The organism is Streptomyces coeruleoprunus, from assembly GCF_039542925.1.
GTDB classification, from domain to species: Bacteria; Actinomycetota; Actinomycetes; order Streptomycetales; family Streptomycetaceae; genus Streptomyces; species Streptomyces coeruleoprunus.
On sequence record NZ_BAABIT010000001.1, the window covers coordinates 700384 to 719536 of the forward strand.

Sequence of the window (19153 nt, forward strand, 5' to 3'; positions counted from 1 at the left end):
GAGGAGGCCGGCTGCCGCGCCGGGGGGCTCAGAGGCGCTGCCAGAGGGCGGGGACGTTCGGCGGTTCCCAGCCGGGCTGCGCCTGGTGCGTCTGGAGGCAGCGGTAGGTGGCGCCGCCGTAGGTGACCCGGTCGCCGGCCGTGTAGACGGTGCCTGCGGCCCAGGTGCCGCCCGGCTCGCCCGGTTCACCCGGCTCGCCCGGCTCGCCGGTGTTCACGGCGGTCTTCAGGGTGAGCGCGTACGCCTCGAGCAACGGGTTGATCGGCTGGTAGTACGTGATGCCGCCGCTGGTGCAGTCGCCGGAGCCGCCCGAGGTGAGGCCCTGGGCCTGGCTGCCGGAGATGTAGGAGCCGCCCGAGTCGCCCGGCTCGGCGCACACCGAGGTGCGGGTGACGCCGCTGACCGTGCCCTCGGGGTAGGTGACGCTGGTGTCGTGCTGCTGGATGGTGCCGCAGTGCCAGCCGGTGGTGGAGCCCGAGCGGCAGATCGAGGCGCCCACGACGGCCTGGGCGGAGCCGGTGACCCGCACGTTCTGTCCGGCCTGGCCCTTGACGTAGGGGGTGGCGGTCCAGTTGGCGTTGGTGAGGACCCAGGCCGTGTCGCGGCCGGGGAAGGTGGACGCCTGGAAGGTGCCCTGGGCGAGCTGGTTGAAGCCGCGGGTCGGGGTGCCCGCGCGGCCGCAGTGGCCCGCGGTGGCGAAGCCCTGCTGGGTGCCCTTCGTGACGGCGAAGCCGACGGAGCAGCGGCCGCCGTTGCCGAGGTAGTACGCGTCGCCGCCGCGGATGTCGTACAGCGGGCGGGGCCGCTCGGCCGACGCGACGACACGGACGAGGGACCGGTCGACGCCCGCCGCGGTGAGCAGCGCGTCGGCGGCGGCCTTCCGCACGGCCTGGACGGTGACGGCGTTGGTGGCCATGTCGACGTACCGGACGGGCACGTCGGTGGTGCGCGCGCGGGTCGCGGCGCGGTCCAGCCGGGCCTTGGCCGCGTCGAGCGCGCCGAGCCGGTGGCGGACGACCTTGGGCCGGGCTCCGGCGGCCCGGATGGCGGCGGCGTCGGCCGGGTCGGCGGTGGCGACGGTGAGGGTGCCGGAGACGGTGCCGCTGACCCAGGCGCCCGCGAAGTCCCGGCCGAGCGCGGCGCGCAGGCGGCCGGCGGTGGCGCCCGCCTCCGCCTCGTTGACGAGGCGCTGCTGGGCCTGGGCGCGGGTGAGGCCGAGGTCGCGTCCCATGGCGGCGAGCACGTCCGGGGACGGTTTGTCGGCGCCCATGCTCACGGCCGCCGAGGGGATCGTCGGCGGTGCGGGCTCGACGGCGCCGGCCACGCCGGGCAGGGAGGTCAGCACAAGCGCGCCGACGGCGGTCGCGGCGGCACACGCGACCTTGGCGTGTCTGTGGAGCATCTGGTGTTCTCCTCGGTCTCGGTGGGGTTCCGAAACCGTAGGCCTTGCCGAAAGCCGGTCAGAAGATGTCGTTTTTCCTTCTGTTCGACGTTATGGAAGACGCGGCGGACCGCCATGCGGCGTAACTGCGGCCGCGCTCGGCGGCGCGGTCGCGGGCCTCGCGGGTGTGGGCCGGCACGGCGGGGGCGCCGAGCCGGGGGCCGGATCCCCCGCGCCCGGAGTCGCAGGGCGGCGTCCTACGGCGGGCTCCGGAGTGGCGCCGCGGGCGTCCAGGGGCGCGCCGGGGGCATTCCGGCTCGTACCACGGCGTCCGCGGTCGTGTCGGGCGGCGTCGGGAAGTCGTTGCAGGGGGTCTGTCGAGTGGGGGTCGATCACGAGATATCTTGATGTCGAGCAATGTTACAGACGTGGAGCGGAGCACCCGGTGACTGACTCGACCATCATCTACACACACACTGACGAGGCCCCGGCCCTGGCGACGTACTCGTTCCTGCCCGTGGTCCAGGCGTACGCCTCGAAGGCCGGCGTCAGCGTCGAGACCCGCGACATCTCGCTGGCGGGCCGGATCATCGCCGCCTTCCCGGAGCGCCTGCAGGAGGGCCAGCGGATCGCCGACGCCCTCGCCGAGCTGGGCGAGCTGGCCAAGACGCCGGGCGCCAACATCATCAAGCTGCCGAACATCTCGGCGTCGATCCCGCAGCTCAAGGCCGCCATCGCCGAGCTCCAGGAGCAGGGCTACGCGCTGCCGGACTACCCGGACGACCCGAAGTCGGACGAGGAGCGCGAGATCCGCGCCCGCTACGACAAGATCAAGGGCAGCGCCGTCAACCCGGTCCTGCGCGAGGGCAACTCCGACCGCCGCGCCCCCGCGTCGGTCAAGAACTACGCCAAGACGCATCCGCACCGCATGGGCGCCTGGACGGCCGACTCCAAGACCAACGTGGCGACCATGGGCGCCGACGACTTCCGGTCGACGGAGAAGTCCACGGTGATCGCCGAGGACGGCGCGCTGCGCATCGAGCTGGTCGCCGAGGACGGCACCACCAGCGTGCTGCGCGAGTCGGTGCCGGTCCTCGCGGGTGAGGTCGTCGACGCGTCGGTCATGCGCGCCGCCGCGCTGCGCGAGTTCCTGGCCGCCCAGGTCGCCCGCGCCAAGGCCGAGGGCGTGCTGTTCTCCGTGCACCTCAAGGCCACGATGATGAAGGTCTCCGACCCGATCGTCTTCGGCCACGTCGTCCGCGCCTTCTTCCCGAAGACCTTCGCCGCGTACGGCGACGTGCTCGCGGGTGCCGGCCTCAGCCCGAACGACGGCCTGGGCGCCCTCCTCAAGGGCCTGGAGGCGCTGCCGCAGGGCGACGAGATCAAGGCTTCCTTCGACGCCGAGCTGACCGAGGGCCCGGCCCTCGCCATGGTCGACTCCGACCGCGGCATCACCAACCTGCACGTGCCGAGCGACGTGATCGTCGACGCCTCGATGCCGGCGATGATCCGCACCTCCGGTCACATGTGGGGCCCCGACGGCCAGGAGGCCGACACCCTCGCCGTCCTCCCGGACAGCAGCTACTCGGGTGTCTACCAGGCCGTCATCGACGACTGCCGCGCGAACGGCGCCTTCGACCCGTCGACCATGGGCTCCGTCCCGAACGTCGGCCTGATGGCGCAGAAGGCCGAGGAGTACGGCTCCCACGACAAGACCTTCGAGATCCCGGCCGCGGGCACCGTGCGCCTGGTCGACCAGGCCGGCAACGTCGTCCTGGAGCAGGCCGTCGCCCCCGGCGACATCTTCCGCGCCTGCCAGACCAAGGACGCGCCGATCCGGGACTGGGTCAAGCTGGCCGTCACCCGCGCCCGCGCCACCGGCGACCCGGCCGTGTTCTGGCTGGACGGGACCCGCGCCCACGACGCGAAGCTGATCGAGAAGGTCCAGGCGTACCTGCCGGAGCACGACACCGAGGGCCTGGACATCCGGATCCTGGCGCCGGTCGAGGCCACCAAGCTGTCGGTGGAGCGCATCCGCCGCGGCGAGAACACCATCTCGGTGACCGGCAACGTGCTGCGTGACTACCTGACCGACCTGTTCCCGATCCTGGAGCTGGGCACCAGCGCCAAGATGCTGTCGGTCGTCCCGCTCATGGCGGGCGGCGGCCTGTTCGAGACGGGCGCCGGCGGCTCGGCGCCGAAGCACGTCCAGCAGCTGGTCAAGGAGAACTACCTGCGCTGGGACAGCCTCGGTGAGTTCTTCGCGCTGGCGGCCAGCTTCGAGCACCTGGCGCAGAGCACGGGCAACGCCCGCGCGCAGGTCCTGGCGGACACGCTGGACCGCGCCACGGCGACGTTCCTCAACGAGGACAAGTCCCCGACCCGTCGTCTGGGCGGCATCGACAACCGCGGCAGCCACTTCTACCTGGCGCTGTACTGGGCGCAGGAGCTGGCGAAGCAGACGGACGACGCGCAGCTCGCGGAGGCGTTCGCCGACCTGGCGAAGACGCTGACGGAGCAGGAGCGGACGATCGTCGACGAGCTGATCGCGGTGCAGGGCGAGCCGGCCGACATCGGCGGCTACTACCAGCCCGACCCGGAGAAGGCCGCGGCGGTCATGCGCCCGTCGCAGACCCTCAACCAGGCGATCGCCGCCCTGGCCTGACCGGACGCCCGCGCCGGCGGCGGAACCCGCCTCGGCGGGGCGGCCGCCGGCACCGGCCCGGACGGGCGCCCGCTTCGGCGGGGTCGCCGGCCCCGGCTCGCCCCGGGCGCCCGCTTCGGCGGCGTCGCCGGCCCTGGCAAGAACCCGCTTCGGCGGGCTGACGCTCACGTCCTTCCGCCCCGCTCGGCATGCGCCGGGCGGGGCGGTCGCGTTCCCGGGGCCTCAGCCGTGGGCGAGGGCGGGGACGGGAGTGGAGGACGGGACGGGGCTCGGGGCCTGGGGGTAGCTGCCGAGGAGCAGCGCCTGGGGCGCGTGGCGGCGCAGCTCCTCGAACGCCCTCGCCACCGCCGTATCGGCGATGTGCCCGTCGCACTCCAGGAAGAAGCAGTAGCGGCCGAGGGCGTCGCCCGTGGGGCGGGAGTTGATCGCCGTGAGGTTCGCCCCGTGGCGGGCGAACGCCCCCAGGACGCGGTGCAGCGCGCCCACTTGGTCCAGGAGCGGCAGCACGATGGACGTCCGGTCGCGGTCGCTGGGCGCCGGCGTGACGGCGTCGGGCCCGGCGACGCGGACGAAGCGGGTGACCGCGTTCCTGCGCGCGCCGATGTCCGTGGCCAGGACGTCGAGACCGTAGCGCGCGGCGGTCGCGGGGGCGCACACGGCCGCCGTCTCCGGATCGGCCTCCCGGGCCACGGTCGCGGCCGCCTCGGAGGTGGAGCCCGCGGGGACGAACTCGGCTTCGGGCAGCTCGCGGGCGAGCCAGTCGCGGCACTGGCTGTGCGCGTGCGGATGGGTGAGGACCCGGCGGATCGAGGGCCTCGCGACGCCGGGTGCGGACGCGAGGGCGAAGGTCACGCGGAGCAGCGCCTCGCCGGTGATCCGCAGGGGGCCGCCGCGGACGAGGCCGTCGACGGTGGTGGGCACGACGCCCTCCACGGAGTTCTCCAGCGGTACGACGGCGGCGCCGACCGCGCCCGAGCGGACGTGCCGCAGCGCCAGCGGTACGGAGGCCCGCGGGGTGAGGTCCTCGTCCGGCGCCACGAGCTTGCGCGCGGCGAGTTCCGTGAACGATCCGGCCGGGCCCAGATAGGCAACCTGCATCAGAGGCTCCAAGTCGAGAGTGGTCAGGGCGCGAGGTCAGCGCGAAGAGGGGATCCGCGGCTGTGGCACGGGCCCCGCGGGCCGGCGCTCGGCCGTCGAAGCCAGGGCGACCGCCGCGAGGAGGAGCGCCGCGGACGCGGCGGTGACCCAGCCCTGGGCCGCCCCGGTGTGGAGAACGGCGCCGAGCAGCACGGAACTGGCCACCTGGCCGGCGATCATGCCGAGGCCGGTCGCCAGGACACCGATGCGCCGGACGACGAGCACCGAGCCCAGGACGACGACCACGCCCAGCGCGCCGCCCGTGTAGTCGAGGGGGTTCGTGGGCCAGGTCTCCGGCGCGCCGTGGGCGGCGAGGTCGGCCGCGAGGGCGAGCAGCAGGATCACCGCGCCGGTCAGGAAGCTGAGGATCACCGACGGGTACGCGTTGCCGGCCACCTCGTCGGTACGGCCGTTCGCGGCCATCTGCAGCGACAGGCCCACGCCGGCGAGGAACGGGACGGCCGCCAGCCAGACGGCGCCGTGGTCGCCCGGCTCCAGGACGACGGGGGCGACGACGGCCACCACGGTGAGCGCGGCGCCGAGACCCCGGCGTACGGAGACGTTCAGGGCGCCGCCAGGCCCCAGTCCGAAGTGGTCGACGAGCAGCCCGGCGAGGGTCTGGCCGGACACGAGGGCCAGGGCGTACAGCGCCGGCCCGAGGTCGGCGGCGACGGCGGCCTGGGTCAGCACCATGCAGCCGCCGGCCACGCCGCCCATGAGGTGCCAGGGGCGGAGCCGCCGGTCGCGCAGCGCGGGCCCGATGCGGCGGAACGCGGGCCGCAGGCCGGGCAGGAACGGCGCGACGCACACCATGATGAGCAGGCTCAGCAGGTCCGAGAACGCGGCCGCGGGGACGGGTCTGATGCCGGCGCCCAGTTGGCCGTTGATGACGGACTCCAGGGTCAGCGCCGCGCCGGTGCCGAGGGCGCCGAGGAGCGGCAGGGGGCGCGGGCGGGCGGAGCGGGGCGCTCCCGCGTGGTGGAGGGGTGGGGAGGCGCCGATGGTGGCGGGTGGGGCGGGTGTGGTGGGCATGGGGCGGTCTCCATCCGGGTGCTCGTGGGGGGCGCCGCGCGGTCGGCGGCGCGTCCGCGAGGGGCGGGCCGGGCGCGCCGGGGCGAAGGGCGGGGCCTTGTCAGAGGGCGAGCGGCGCGATGCGCTCCAGCGCGGTGCGGACGTCGCCGCGGCTGACGTCGCGATGGGTCATCAGCCGGACGCGTCCGCCGACGGGAACGGTGAGGACTCCGGCGGCGGCCAGCCGGTCGACCGTCCCGGTGACGTCCGGCACACGGGCCATGACGATGTTGGTCTGCGGCTCCGTCACGTCCCAGCCGAGCGCGGACAGGCCCTCGGCGAGGAGCCGGGCGTTCTCGTGGTCGTCGGCCAGCCGGTCGACCGTGTCGAGGGCGACGAGGCCGGCGGCGGCGAGGACACCGCCCTGGCGTACGCCGCCGCCGAGCATCTTGCGCACCCGGCGAGCCTCGTCGACGAAGGCGGCGCTGCCGCCGACGACCGAGCCGACGGGTGCGCCGAGCCCCTTGCTCAGACAGGCCTGCACGGTGTGGGCGCCGCGGGTCAGCTCGGCGGGTTTCACGCCCAGGGCGACGGCGGCGTGCCAGACGCGGGCCCCGTCGAGGTGGACGGTCAGGCCGAGTTCGTGCGCGGTGTCCGTCAGCCGCGCGTACGCGTCGGGCGGGACGACCGTGCCGCCGGCGGCGTTGTGGGTGTTCTCCACGCACAGCAGGGTGGTGCGGAGGGCGAAGTACGGGCCGGCCGCGGTGGCCACGGCGCGCACGTCCTCCGCCGAGACGGCGCCCGGCAGGTCCGGCCGCCAGGGCAGCGGGTGGGCCATGCCGCCGGCCAGCCAGCTGGCGGTGCCGACCTCGCTCTCCAGTACGTGCGCCTGGGCGGGCGCGAGGAACCGGTCGCCGGGCCTCAGGTGCAGGAAGAGCGCGACGAGATTGCCCATCGAGCCGCTGGGCACCCACAACGCGGCCTCGACGCCGAGGAGTTCCGCGGCCTTCTCCTCCAGGGCGCGCATGGTCGGGTCGCCGTCCAGCACGTCGTCGCCGACCTCCGCGGCGGCCATGGCGGCCCGCATGCGGTCGTCGGGCTTCGTGACGGTGTCGGAGCGGAAGTCCAGGACGCCGGAGCCGGTCACGGCCGTGCCCCCTCGCCCGGGGCACCGTCGGCTTCCCCGACCCCGGTCGTCGCCCCGCCGGGAGGCGACGCCAGCAGCTCGCGCAGCGCGTCGGCGATGAACGCGGCGGCCTTCGGGTCGCCGCCCCCGCCGGCCAGGTGGCCCCAGACGCCGGGGATCTCCCGTACCTCTCCGTCCCGGACGAAGGCCGAGGCCCACTCCTCGTCGGCGGGCGGGAAGTACAGGTCGGTCTCCGAGGGGAGCGCCAGCAGCCGGGCGCGGATCGTACCGAGGGCGCGCGCGGTGTCGCCGTCGCATCCGGGGGTGGTGCCCACGTCGGCGCGCTGCCAGGTGTCGAGCATGGCGAGCAGGTCGTTGGCGTCGGCGTGGTGGAAGTTCATCTCCCAGAAGTGGGCGAGGAAGTCCTCCAGGGAGGCGTGGCCCAGCTCGCGGTAGGTGTGGGTGCGGTAGAACGCCTGGGAGAACCCCCATCCGGCGTAGACGCGGGCGAAGGCCCGCAGTCCGGCGCGCGGCGGACGGTCGTACCAGCCGCCCCGCCAGTCCTGGTCGGTGGTGAGCGCCGCCCGGACGCCCTCGATGAAGACGGAGTTGTGCGGCGAGGTGCGGGCGGCCCCGCAGTAGGGCGCGGCGCGCTCGACCATGCCGGGGTGGCTGACGGCCCACTGGTACGTCTGGAGGGCGCCCATGGAGCAGCCGGTCACGAGGGCCAGCCGCTCGATGCCGAACACCTCGGTGACCAGGCGGTGCTGGGCGGCGACGTTGTCGCGGACGCTGACGGCGGGGAAGCGGGCGCGGTCGTACGGCGGGGGCGTGTTGGACGGCGAGGAGGACAGGCCGTTGCCGAAGAGGTTCGGCACGATGACGAAGTACCGGTCCGTGTCCAGGGCCTCGCCGGGGCCGATGAGCCATTCGTTGGCCTCGTGGGTGCCCGCGAACCAGGTGGGGAACAGCACGGCGTTGGACCGGTCGGCGTTCAGGGTGCCGTACGTGCGGTAGGCCAGCCGTGCGGGGCGCAGGGTGGCGCCGCTCTCCAGGACGAAGTCCTCGATCTCGTACACGTCGTGGGTCATGCGGGGTCGTCTCCTTGGCGGGAACGGGGGAACTCGGAGGGGAAGGCGGGGTCAGCGGACGCAGCCGGTCACCAGGTGGGCGAGGGCGGCCGGGCCGTCCGCGTCCGTGGCCGGCAGCCGGCCCAGGCGGCGCTGGACGAGGAGGGAGCACAGCAGGTCGAGCAGGAGCCGGGTCCGTACGGCCACGGCCACCGGTGCGCCTTCGTCGGCGCCGCACTCCCGTAGGGCGAGCCCGACGACATCGGCCACCCGCGCTTCGAGGTGCCGGCGGCGCAGGAGCGCCCCGGGGGCCTCCTCCCGGCCGTCGCGGATGCTGAGCAGCAGTTCCAGCGGACGCTGACGATCGGCCGGCAGCTCCAGTACGGAGCGCACGAGCCGTACGGGCCGCTCGGCTCCCCGGCAGCCGGCGTCCGGGGCGGACACCGCGTCGATCAGGGGCGCGAACCGTGCGGCGGCCTCGTCCAGCGCCATCAGGTACAGCTCGGCCTTGCCCATGACGTGGTGGTAGATGGACGACTTGGTGATGCCGAGGCGGGCGGCGAGGTGCTCCATGCTGGTGCCCTCGTAGCCGCGTTCGATGAACGCCTCCACAGCGGAGTCCAGCAGGGTCGCCTGACTGTGGACCGGGCGGCCCGAGCGGCCGGAGCCGGCCGGGCGGCGCAGTGGTCCGGGGCGGGCGGGGGCGGACGCGGCGGCGGTCACCGTATCGGCCCCGGGGCGGCGGCGGTGTCCGGACGGGAGGTGTGCGGGGAGTCCGTGCCGCGGTGGTCCAGGACGCGGCTGAGCTTGCCCGACGAGCGCTCCAGCGAGCCGGGTGCGCAGACTTCCACGGCCATGCCGAGCCCGGTCGTCTCGCGCAGGGCTCGGGCCAGCGCGTGTCCGGCGGCCGCGCGCCGCTCCTCGCCGGTCGCGGCGGGGTGCGCCTCGGCCCGTACGGTGACGCGGTCGAGCCGCCCCTCCCGGGTGAGGACGATACGGAAGTGCGGGGCGAGGCCGTCGGTGCGGAGCACCGCCTCCTCCACCTGCGTGGGGAACAGGTTCACGCCGCGGACGACGAGCATGTCGTCGCTGCGGCCCCTGATGCGCTCCATGCGCCGGAAGCCGAAGTCGGTGCCGGGCAGCAGGCGGGTGAGGTCCCGGGTGCGGTAGCGGATGACGGGCATGGCCTCCTTGGTGAGGGAGGTGAGGACGAGTTCGCCGGGGCGGCCGTCCTCCTGCACGGCGAGGGTCGCCGGGTCGACGATCTCCGGGAGGAAGTGGTCCTCCCAGAGGTGCACGCCGTCCTTGGTGCGCACGCTCTCGCCGGCGACACCGGGCCCGATCGCCTCGGACAGGCCGTAGATGTCGAGCGCGTCGATCCCCGAGCGCTGCTCGATCTCGGCGCGCATCTCCTCGGTCCACGGCTCGGCGCCGAGGAGCCCGACGCGCAGCGACGTGGAGCGCGGGTCGACGCCCTGCCGCTCGCACTCGTCGAGCAGGGTGAGGAGGTAGGAGGGGGTGGCCATGATGATCGTGGGGCGCAGGTCCTGGATCAGCCTGACCTGCCGGCCGGTCATGGCGACGGAGGCCGGGATGACGGTGCAGCCGAGCCGTTCGGCGCCGTAGTGCGCGCCGAGGCCGCCGGTGAACAGGCCGTAGCCGTACGCGATGTGGACCCGGTCGCCGGGCCGGGCGCCCGCCGCGCGCAGGCACCGGGCCACCAGGTCGGCCCACCGTTCCAGGTCCCCGTCGGTGTACGGGACGAGCGTGGGCCGGCCCGTCGTACCGCTGGAGGCGTGGATGCGGCGAACGCGGTCGTCGGGCACGGCGCACAGGCCGAGGGGGTAGTGGTCGCGCAGGTCGGCCTTGGTGGTGAAGGGGAAGTGCGCGAGGTCGGCGAGGGAGCGGCAGTCGTCGGGGGTGACGCCGGCCGCGTCGAACGACTTCCGGTAGAAGGGCACGTTGTCGTAGGCGTGGCGCAGGGTCCGGCGGAGTCGGCGCAGTTGGAGGTCGGCCAGTTCGCCGGCCGCCAGGTCGGGGACGAGGCCCGCGCCGGCTGCGGGAGAGGCCGGGGTCGTGGTCACTGGGGTCTCCGTTCTCCGCACGTGGCGGCACATCGGGGAGGGGCGGGCGGGTGGTTCAGAGGTCGGCGAGGGCCAGGGCGGGGTTCTCGGCGTGGTCGGCGACGTGACGGAGGAAGCCCCCGGCGGTCTCGCCGTCGCAGACGCGGTGGTCGAAGACGAGCGAGAACTGGGCGACCTTGCGGACGGTCAGGGCGCCGTCGACGACCCACGGGCGGTCGAGGACCCGGCCGACGCCGAGGATCCCGGCCTCGGGCGGGTTGAGGAGCGGGGAGCTGCCGTCGACGCCGAACCCGCCGTAGTTGTTGAGCGTGAAGGTGGAACCGGTCAGCTCGGCCGGGGGCAGCTCGCCGGCCCTGGCCGCGCCCACCAGCCGGGTGATCTCGCGGTGCGTCTCCCGGGCGGTGAGCCGTCCGGCGTGGCGGACGACGGGGACGAGGAGCCCGCGCGGGGTCTGGACGGCGATGCCGAGGTGCACGTCGGCGTGGCGCACGATCTCGTCGCCCTCGACGGAAGCGTTGAGTTCGGGGAAGCGCCGGAGTCCGGCGGCGGTGATCCGGGCGAGCAGCGCGAGCAGTCCGGGCGCGTCGCCGGAGCGGGCGCGCAGGGTGTCGCGGAGCCGTACGAGGTCGGTCACGTCCGCGTCGACCCACACGGTGGCGGTGGGGACGGCGGCGGAGCGGGTGAGCCGCTCGGCGATGGTCCGGCGGACGCCGGTGAGGGGCACGCGGGCGGTCACGGCGGTGTGGGCGGGTTCGGGGCTGGCGGCGGGTTCGGGGGTGGCGGCGGCGCCCGACTGTGCGGCGGCCTCGACGTCCCGGCGGGTGATGAGCCCTCCGGGGCCGGTGCCGTCGACGGCCCGCAGGTCGAGCCCGCGCTCGGCGGCCAGCCGGCGGACGACGGGCGAGAGGACCGCGGGCGCGTAGGCGGAGCCGGCACCCTCGCGGGCAGCGGGGCTGTCGCGTACGCCGGAGGCGTCCCGGGCGGCGGCGGTGTCCCGGACGGCGACGGCGTCCCGGGCGGCGGTACGGACCGGGGTGCCGCCCCGCGGGCCGCGGCGTGCGTCGGGCCGGCCGTCGTGCCGGGCGGGCTGCGGCCCGTGCGGTGCCGTCGTGCGGCGGCGGCGCCGGCGGCCCTTGGCGTCGCCCTCCGGCGCCGTCCCGTAGCCGACGAGGACGTTGCCGGAGCCCTTCGCCGGCTCGTCGCCCGCGGGGTCGCCGACCGTGAGGAGCGGGGCGTCGACGGAGACGGTGCCGCCCTCGGAGGCGTGCAGGGCGACGACGATCCCGGCGTGCGGCGAGGGGATCTCGACGGCGGACTTGGCGGTCTCCACCTCCACGACGGGCTGGTCGACGGCGACCGTGTCCCCGACGGCGACGAGCCAGCGGACGATCTCCGCGTCCACCAGCCCCTCCCCCAGGTCCGGGAGCCGGAACTCGCGCGGGCTCATGCCCCGTCCTCCCACTGCAGCGCGTCGACGGCGTCGAGGATCCGGTCGACGTCCGGCAGGTGGTGGCTCTCCAGCTTCGGTGGCGGATACGGGATGTGAAGGCCCGTGACCCGCCCGACCGGGGCGTGGAGGTGGTGGAAGCAGCGCTCGGTGACGCGCGCGGCGATCTCGGAGGAGACCGAGGCGAACCCGGACGCCTCGGCGACCACGACGGCGCGACCGGTGCGCCGTACGCACTCGACCACGGTCTCCTCGTCGAAGGGCGCGACGCTCCGCAGGTCGACGACCTCCAGGTCGCGGCCCTCCTCGGCGGCGGCCTCCGCCGCTGCGAGGGCGACCGGCACGGAGGGCCCGTACGCGATGAGCGTGGCGTCCTGGCCCGCGCGGCGTACGACGGCCGTGCCGATCGGTTCCGTACGGGCCGGGAGGGCGGCGTCCTCGCGGGACCAGTAGAGGCGCTTGGGCTCCAGGAAGACGACGGGGTCGGGGTGGTCGATCGCGTCGCGCAGCAGGCTGTAGGCGTCGGCGACCGTGGCGGGCGCGACGACGGTGAGCCCGGCGGTGTGCGCGTAGTAGCTCTCGGAGGAGTCGCTGTGGTGCTCGACGCCGCCGATCCCGCCCCCGTACGGCACGCGGATGACCATGGGGAGGGGGAGCCGGCCGTGGGTGCGGTTGCGCATCTTGGCGACGTGGCCGACGACCTGTTCGAACGCGGGGAGGGCGAAGGCGTCGAACTGCATCTCCACGACCGGCCGGAAGCCGTTCATCGCCATGCCGACGGCCATGCCGACGATCGCGGACTCGGCGAGCGGGGTGTCGAAGCAGCGTTCGGCGCCGAAGGCGGACTGGAGGCCGTCGGTGATGCGGAACACGCCGCCCAGGCGGCCGACGTCCTCGCCGAAGACCACCACCGAGTCGTCCGAGGCCATGGCGTGCACGAGGGCGCGGTTCAGGGCCTCGGCCATCGAGGTGGGGCGGACGGCGGGCACGGCGGTGACGGCCGGGTGCCGGTCCTCCGAAGGTGCGGCGGCGGGCGGCGGCGCGGCCGGTATCGCGGGGCGCGGGCCGCTCTCGGTCACGAGGGTCATGGGGTGTCTTCCTCCCGTTCGAGTTCCCGCAGCAGCAGCTCGCGGTCGCGGGCGAGTTGGGCCGAGTCGTCCGCCGTCACCTCGCGCAGGAGCGCGTCGGGCGACGGGGGCCCGGAGCGGACGATGCCGGTGCGCAGCGCGGCCGCCCGCTCCTCGGCCTCGTCGGCGGCGGCCCGGACGTCCGCATCGGTGAGCAGTCCGCGCTCGGTGAGGTAGGTCTCCAGCCGGGCGATCGGGTCGCGGTGGCGCCACCGGGCCACCTCGTCGGCGTCGCGGTACCGGCCGGCGTCGTCGGCGTTGGAGTGCGGCTCCATGCGGTAGGTGTGGGCCTCGACGAGCGTGGGGCCCTCGCCGCGGCGGGCGCGTTCGACGGCGTGGCGCAGGACGCCGAGGACGGCGGCGACGTCGTTGCCGTCGACGCGTTCGCCGGGCATGCCGTAGCCGATGCCCTTGTGGGCGAGGGACGGGGCGGCCGTCTGCCGGTCCAGCGGCACGGAGATCGCGTACGCGTTGTTCTGGACGAGGAACACGACGGGTGCCTTGAAGACCGCGGCGAAGTTGAGCGCCTCGTGGAAGTCGCCCTCGCTGGTGGCGCCGTCGCCGATGAGCACGAGGGCGACGGTGTCCTCGCCGCGCAGGCGGGCGGCGTGGGCGAGGCCGACGGCGTGCGGCGCCTGGGTGGCGAGGGGCGTGCACTGGGGGGCGATGCGGTGGGCGACCGGGTCGTAGCCGCAGTGCCAGTCGCCGCGCATGAGGGTGAGGGTCTCGACCGGGTCGACGCCCCGGGTCATGATCGCCACGCAGTCGCGGTACGTGGGGAACAGCCAGTCCTGGGGGCCGAGGGCCAGGGCGGCGCCGATCTGGCAGGCCTCCTGGCCGAGCGAGGACGGGTAGACCGCGAGTTCGCCCTGCTTGGCCAGGTTGGTGGCCTGCTGGTCGAGGCGCCGGCCCACGACGAGCGCGCGGTGCGCGGCGACCAGCTCGGTGTCGTCCGGCACGGGGTAGGGGCGGGGGCCGGGCGCGGCCGCCCGGCCGTCGGCGTCGATGAACGACACGGGCCGGGCGGACGGCAGCAGCGCGTACTCGGGCGCCTCCGGGGCGGCGGCGGGCGCCGCCACCCCCGTGCCCGGCGCCGCCACCGCGGCGTCCGGCGCTGTCACGGGCGCTGTGGCCGAGGTCATGGCGTCGTCGCCTCCTTCTTCAGCCGCAGGACGTTGAGCAGGGCGAGGACGGCGAGCGCGGCGCCGGTGACGAAGACCGCCGTGAGGCTCGCGTGGTCGACGATGAGCCCGCCGATGAGCGAGCCGAGGCCGACGGAGACGTTGAAGCCGAGGACGAACAGCGAGGTCGCCGCCTCGGGCGAGTCGCCCGCGTACGTGAACACCACGGTCTGGACGCACACGGGGATGGCGGTGAACGACAGGCCCCACAGCACCAGGAGCAGGTAGACGCCCGGCCGGAACGTGCCGACGGCGAGCAGCGCGACCAGCGTCACCGCGAGCACGGCGATCGCGACGAGCAGCGTGCCCCGCAGGTTGCGGGCGGCAGCGGCGCCGCCGACGAAGTTGCCGGCCACACCGGCGACGCCGTACACGAGGAGCATCGTGCTGATCAGCTTCGGGTCGATGCCGGCCCGGTCCTCCAGGTAGGGGGCGAGGTAGGTGTACGCGGCGAAGTGGCCGGCGACGACCAGCACGGTGATGACGACGGCGGTGAGGATGTTGCGGTCCCGCAGCAGGCGGGGCAGGTCCGCCACGCGTGCGGCGTTGCGCGAGGGCAGCTTCGGCAGCAGGACGGCGGCGGCGACCAGGAAGACGGCGCCGAGTCCGGCGATGGCGTGGAAGACGGTGCGCCAGTCGGTGAGTTCGCCGATGAACGTGCCGAGCGGGACACCGACGACGGAGGCCACGGAGATGCCGCCGAAGACGACGGAGGTGGCCCGGACCGCGTCCTTCGGCGCGACGAGGCGCAGGGCGATGCTCGCGGCGATGGACCACATGAGGCCGTGGGCGAAGCCCAGGACGACTCGGGCGGCCATCAGGACGGCGAAGTTCGGTGCGAGCGCGGTGAGTTCGTTGCCCGCGATGAGGACGAGGGCCAGCACGAGCATCAGGGCCCGCCGGTCGACGGTGCGGGTGAAGCTGGTCATGAAGGGGGCGGCGAGGCCGGCGATGCCGCCGAAGAGGGTCACCGCGAGGCCGGTGGTGCCGGTGGAGACGTCCAGGTCGGGGCCGATGGCCGTGAGCAGGCCGATGGGGACCATCTCGGTCGTCGTGAACGCGAACACCGCGAGCGAGATGGAGACGGTGGCCAGCCAGTAGCGCACGGGGGTGCGCTCGGCCGCGGCCGGGGCGGCGGTGGCCTCGGTGACGGTCCCGGACCGGTGGTCGGTCGAGTGGGTCATGCGCGGTCCTCAGGGTTCTCGGGGATGTCGGCGGTGTCGGCGGTGTCGGCGGTGTCGGCGGTGTCGTCGAGGGTGTGCAGGGCGTCGAGCGCGGCCCTGAACGGGTCCAGCGGGGGAAGGAACAGCCCGGCGCCGATGTGTCCGCCGTCGCGGTGGGAGGCGCCCATGTGGACCACCGGCGGGATGCCGGTGTCGGCGACGAGGCGGGCGTCGATGCCGGTGGGCGTACCGCGGAAGCGGAGGAACGGGATGCGGTAGACGGGGTGTTCGGCGAGGGTGATCCGGTACATCCGGTCGGTCTGCTCGACCATCCCCTCGGGCGAGCCGGCCGCGTAGTCCTGCAGGGGCATGGCGGCCGCGGCGGCCATCCCGCCGAGGCCGATGGTCTCGGTGATGGTGCTCTCGCCGCCCATGAAGGCGAGGTCGTCGGGGGTGAAGCCGTCGAACAGCTTGATGGGGAGGCTGGTGATGGGCGGCAGCGGGTGCCGGAACCAGCGGGGGCCGGTGCCGGACAGCCGCAGCGCGAACTCCTTCTCGCTGACGGTCATCGCCGTGACGACGCTGCTGCCCGGGATGCCAGAGGCGGCGTCGGCGGCGGCCTTGCCCGCGGCCATCGACAGGTGCAGGAAGAAGTAGTCGGACTCGGTGAGGAACACGGAGAGGCCCAGCGCCCGCCGGTCGTCGATGACGCCCCGCGCGGCGAGCAGCGCCTCCTGGATGCGGGCCCGGAAGATCAGCGACGCGGCGATGTTGCGGCTGTGCAGGTCGTCGCCCATGTTGAGGGCCCGCCGGATGATGGGCTTGAGGGGGATGCCGCCGACGGAGCGGACAGCCTCGGCGAGCGTGGGCGCGATGACGTCCCGTACGTGGGCCATCTGCCGCAGGACGGCGTCGTTGCAGACGCCGAAGGTCAGGGACTCGCGGGCGATGCCCTCGTTCATGCGGCAGTGCCCGGTGGTGCCGTTGGCCTGGTCGCGGACGACGAGGACGGGCATGGACGCCGAGCAGACGCCGCTGACGGAGCCCACGGCGCCGTGGTCGTGGCAGGGCGCGAGCCGGATGTCGCCGGAGGCGAGGCGGGCGTCCGCCTCTTCGGCGGTGGCGGCCAGGCCCTCGAACAGGACGGCGCCGATGACGGCGTTGCGCTGGCCGCCGGTGTAGGCGGCCCAGTCCATGGGGGCGCCGGAGGTGAGGATCGTGCGCGGGGTCATGCCCGGGAGGACCTCGCCGGCGGGGCGGACGTCGACCAGGACGGGCTCGGAGGTGACGATCCGGCGCACCGCCTCCTCGTTGGCGTGGCGGCGCCGTTCCTCGCGGCCGCCCGTGGGGGCCACCGTGTCCGTGGCGGTCGTCATGGGGTGCTCCTGTTCGGGTGGGTGCGGACGCGGACGGTCTTGGCGAACCGTTCGGCGACGGCGTGGATGTCCTCGTCCCCGGGCGCGTCGACGACGATCGAGACGGCGCGCCCGCCGGAGTCGGTGAGGTCGCCGAGCGTGTCGCCGGTGTCGCGGGTGACGATCACGGCGCAGAGCCGGGGCGGTGCGTCGGACGTGGTGGGGACGAACTCGGGCCAGGCGCCGTCGCGGGTGATCCAGGAAACGGGTGCGTCGTCGCAGACCACGTCGGCGAGTTCGCCGTGCGGATGGTCGAGGTAGACCTGTCGGGCCCGGCGGCGCTGGGGCGCGACCAGGGGCCGCTCCCCCAGGGCCAGGTCCAGCAGCGCGGGCTCCAGGGGCCGGCCGGTGGCGAGGTGCCACAGCTTGGTGATGGCGTCGCCGGGCGGGCGGACGGCGACCTCCATCAGGACGGCGCCGTCGGGGCCGAGGCGGAATTCGGCGTGGCTCATGCCGGTGCCGAAGCCGATGGCGTCGAGCAGGCGCGCGTTGGCGTCGAGCAGGCGTGCCTCGTCCGCCGCGCCGAGGGCGGGGGCGGGCGAGGTGTGGCCGGTCTCGGTGAAGTAGCGGGTCGCGCACTCGTTGGTGTCCTTGGCGGTGATGCCCGCCCAGACGGTCTCGCCGGAGCACACCAGGGCCTCGACGGAGTATTCGGCGCCCCGGGCCCGCTCCTCCAGCAGGAGCGTCTCGTCCTGCGGGTACTGGGCGAGTTCGGTGCGGAGTTCGGCGAGGGATTCGACGGCCCGCACGCCCGAGCTGGACATCCGCCCCGCCGGCTTGAGGACGGCGGGCAGCGGGACGTCGCCGACGAGGCGTGCGAGCGTGTCGTCGTCACCGTCGAGGGCGGCGCCACGTGCCTCGGGGCCCACCTGCGTCCAGCGGGGTGCCAGGGCGGGCGCGGCGAGCCGCTGGAGCACCTTGTTGCGGGAGACCCGGGCGGCGTGCGCGCCGGGGCCGGCAGCCCCAGCGCCTCGGCGAGGGTGCCGGCGGGTTCGGCGAACACCTCGCCGCAGTTGAGCAGGGCCCGTACGTCGTAGGTGCGCAGCAGGCCGTGGACGGCGCCGACCAGGGTGTCGAGCGCGCAGTCGGGCACGTGGACGACCTCGGCGGCGCGCGACAGGGGGTGGGCGGGGTCGGCGCGGTGCCGGGCGAGCTGGTCGGCCGGGGTCTCGGGGCCGACGACGGTCAGGACGGCCAGGCCGCGGCGCTCGGCGTCCGTGAGGAGCTGGAGGTGACGGCAGATCACCACGAGGTCGGTGATCAGGAGCAGGGCGGGGGTCCTGCCGGGGGGCTGCGCGGTCATGGTCACCGCCCGTCCGTGCGGCCCGGCACCGCCGGGACCGACCGCTCGGTGACGGACCGGCCGTCGCGGATCCGCAGTACGGCGTGCGGCTGCCGGCCTTCCAGGAACAGCTGGAGCGTGCGCTCCTCGCTCCAGCCGGCGAGGCGGTACTCGTTCGCGTCGATGTGGACGAGGGCGTACGGCTGCCCGGTGCCCTGGTCGAGGACGAGCTGGGTGCCGTCGTCGCGGACGGAGACCCGCGTCCAGGGCTGGTCCACGTCGAGGGTGCCGTCCTCCTCCCACAGCGGGAACGTCGCGGGGACGTCGAAGGAGCACTCCAGGCGGGCCCGCTCCTCGGCGCGCTGGCCGCAGGAGGGCCGGTTGTACAGGACTTCACCCGAGGCGAAGTACTCCTGCCACGCCTCGGGGAAGACCCGGACGAGGCCGGGCGTGACCAGGGCGTCGACGACGAGGTGGACGCGGGGCTCGGGGCCGGTGTTCTCGACGTGGTGGACGCGGCTGAAGTCGCCGAACCAGAACTCGCCGGGCTGCCAGCGGTGGGTGACGCCGTCCAGGACGAGCAGCGCCCGGGGGTTGGTGGTGACGGGCACGTGGAGCCGGGCGACGCCCCAGCGCGGGCCGTACTTGGGGTCGGTGTGGTCGATGCCGACGGTGTCGGTGCCCAGCGCCATGAAGCGGACGGCGTGGAGCGGTGCGGGGATGGAGTCGAGGACCTCGCGCACGTACGGCATGCGGTCGAGCCACTCGGTGGGCGCGAAGTCGCGGGGGCCGGGACCGCCGGGGTCGGTGCGGGTGCCGTCGCCGCCGGGGCTGCGCAGCGCCAGGCAGCGCCAGTCGACGTCGGTGGCGGCGCCGACGCCGGTCTCGGAGTACACGCGCTGCTTCTCCCAGGTGCGGTTCCGGACCGCGTCGAGTTCGGCGAGCAGCCGCTCGGGGTCGTACGTCGCGTTCAGCCGCGCGGCCTCGGCGGGCATGGCGACGGTGGCCGCCGTGTGGACGGGGGCGGTGGTCATGGTGGGTCCTTTCGGTCCGGGTGCGGGAGG

At 74.8% G+C, this 19153-nt stretch carries 15 protein-coding genes; 1 reads left to right on the top strand and 14 read right to left on the bottom strand.

The genetic code is table 11. The features are described from left to right. Positions 1–28 precede the first annotated feature (28 nt). Positions 29–1402, bottom strand: a complete 1374-nt coding sequence (locus tag ABEB09_RS03320; protein ID WP_345686912.1) for a carbohydrate-binding protein — start codon at positions 1400–1402, stop codon at positions 29–31. A gap of 424 nt (positions 1403–1826) precedes the next feature. Between ABEB09_RS03320 and ABEB09_RS03325 the strand changes: the two genes are divergently transcribed. Next, positions 1827–4046, top strand: a complete 2220-nt coding sequence (locus ABEB09_RS03325; RefSeq protein WP_345686914.1) for an NADP-dependent isocitrate dehydrogenase — start codon at positions 1827–1829, stop codon at positions 4044–4046. Positions 4047–4268: 222 nt separating this feature from the next. Here ABEB09_RS03325 and pheA read toward each other — a convergent pair whose 3' ends face one another. From pheA to ABEB09_RS03390, 13 genes are all read right to left on the bottom strand, one after another. Continuing rightward, positions 4269–5144, bottom strand: coding sequence for a prephenate dehydratase (gene pheA / locus ABEB09_RS03330; protein ID WP_345686916.1), 876 nt, complete (start codon positions 5142–5144; stop codon positions 4269–4271). 36 nt (positions 5145–5180) lie between these two features. After that, positions 5181–6215, bottom strand: a complete 1035-nt coding sequence (locus tag ABEB09_RS03335) for a DMT family transporter (protein ID WP_345686918.1) — start codon at positions 6213–6215, stop codon at positions 5181–5183. A 100-nt stretch (positions 6216–6315) separates the two neighbouring features. Beyond that, a complete protein-coding gene (locus ABEB09_RS03340) occupies positions 6316–7341 on the bottom strand; it encodes a threonine aldolase family protein (RefSeq protein ID WP_345686920.1) in 1026 nt (341 codons plus the stop codon). After that, the gene (locus ABEB09_RS03345; protein ID WP_345686923.1) at positions 7338–8411 is read right to left on the bottom strand and encodes an alpha/beta fold hydrolase; all 1074 of its coding nucleotides are present in this window, start codon (positions 8409–8411) and stop codon (positions 7338–7340) included. Before ABEB09_RS03345 ends, ABEB09_RS03340 begins: the two co-directional genes overlap by 4 nt. Positions 8412–8462: 51 nt before the next feature. Beyond that, positions 8463–9113, bottom strand: coding sequence for a TetR/AcrR family transcriptional regulator (locus tag ABEB09_RS03350; protein WP_345686925.1), 651 nt, complete (start codon positions 9111–9113; stop codon positions 8463–8465). After that, a complete protein-coding gene (locus ABEB09_RS03355) occupies positions 9110–10507 on the bottom strand; it encodes a phenylacetate--CoA ligase family protein (protein WP_380840733.1) in 1398 nt (465 codons plus the stop codon). The genes ABEB09_RS03350 and ABEB09_RS03355 overlap by 4 nt, the downstream gene beginning before the upstream one ends. 22 nt (positions 10508–10529) lie before the next feature. Then, entirely contained in the window at positions 10530–11921 is a 1392-nt protein-coding gene (locus ABEB09_RS03360) for a dihydrolipoamide acetyltransferase family protein (protein ID WP_345686929.1), read from the bottom strand. Beyond that, a complete protein-coding gene (locus tag ABEB09_RS03365; protein ID WP_345693825.1) occupies positions 11918–12886 on the bottom strand; it encodes an alpha-ketoacid dehydrogenase subunit beta in 969 nt (322 codons plus the stop codon). Before ABEB09_RS03365 ends, ABEB09_RS03360 begins: the two co-directional genes overlap by 4 nt. 119 nt (positions 12887–13005) lie before the next feature. Beyond that, positions 13006–14190 carry a pyruvate dehydrogenase (acetyl-transferring) E1 component subunit alpha gene (gene pdhA, locus ABEB09_RS03370; RefSeq protein ID WP_345686931.1) on the bottom strand — a complete coding sequence of 395 codons (1185 nt, stop codon included), beginning with the start codon at positions 14188–14190 and terminating at the stop codon, positions 13006–13008. Continuing rightward, the gene (locus tag ABEB09_RS03375; protein ID WP_345686933.1) at positions 14187–15413 is read right to left on the bottom strand and encodes an MFS transporter; all 1227 of its coding nucleotides are present in this window, start codon (positions 15411–15413) and stop codon (positions 14187–14189) included. Before ABEB09_RS03375 ends, pdhA begins: the two co-directional genes overlap by 4 nt. Continuing rightward, a complete protein-coding gene (locus ABEB09_RS03380) occupies positions 15410–16768 on the bottom strand; it encodes a YlbE family protein (protein ID WP_345686935.1) in 1359 nt (452 codons plus the stop codon). Before ABEB09_RS03380 ends, ABEB09_RS03375 begins: the two co-directional genes overlap by 4 nt. Continuing rightward, entirely contained in the window at positions 16765–17724 is a 960-nt protein-coding gene (locus tag ABEB09_RS03385) for an ATP-grasp domain-containing protein (protein ID WP_345686937.1), read from the bottom strand. Before ABEB09_RS03385 ends, ABEB09_RS03380 begins: the two co-directional genes overlap by 4 nt. A gap of 388 nt (positions 17725–18112) precedes the next feature. Beyond that, positions 18113–19123, bottom strand: coding sequence for an aspartyl/asparaginyl beta-hydroxylase domain-containing protein (locus ABEB09_RS03390; RefSeq protein ID WP_345686939.1), 1011 nt, complete (start codon positions 19121–19123; stop codon positions 18113–18115). Positions 19124–19153: the final 30 nt, after the last annotated feature.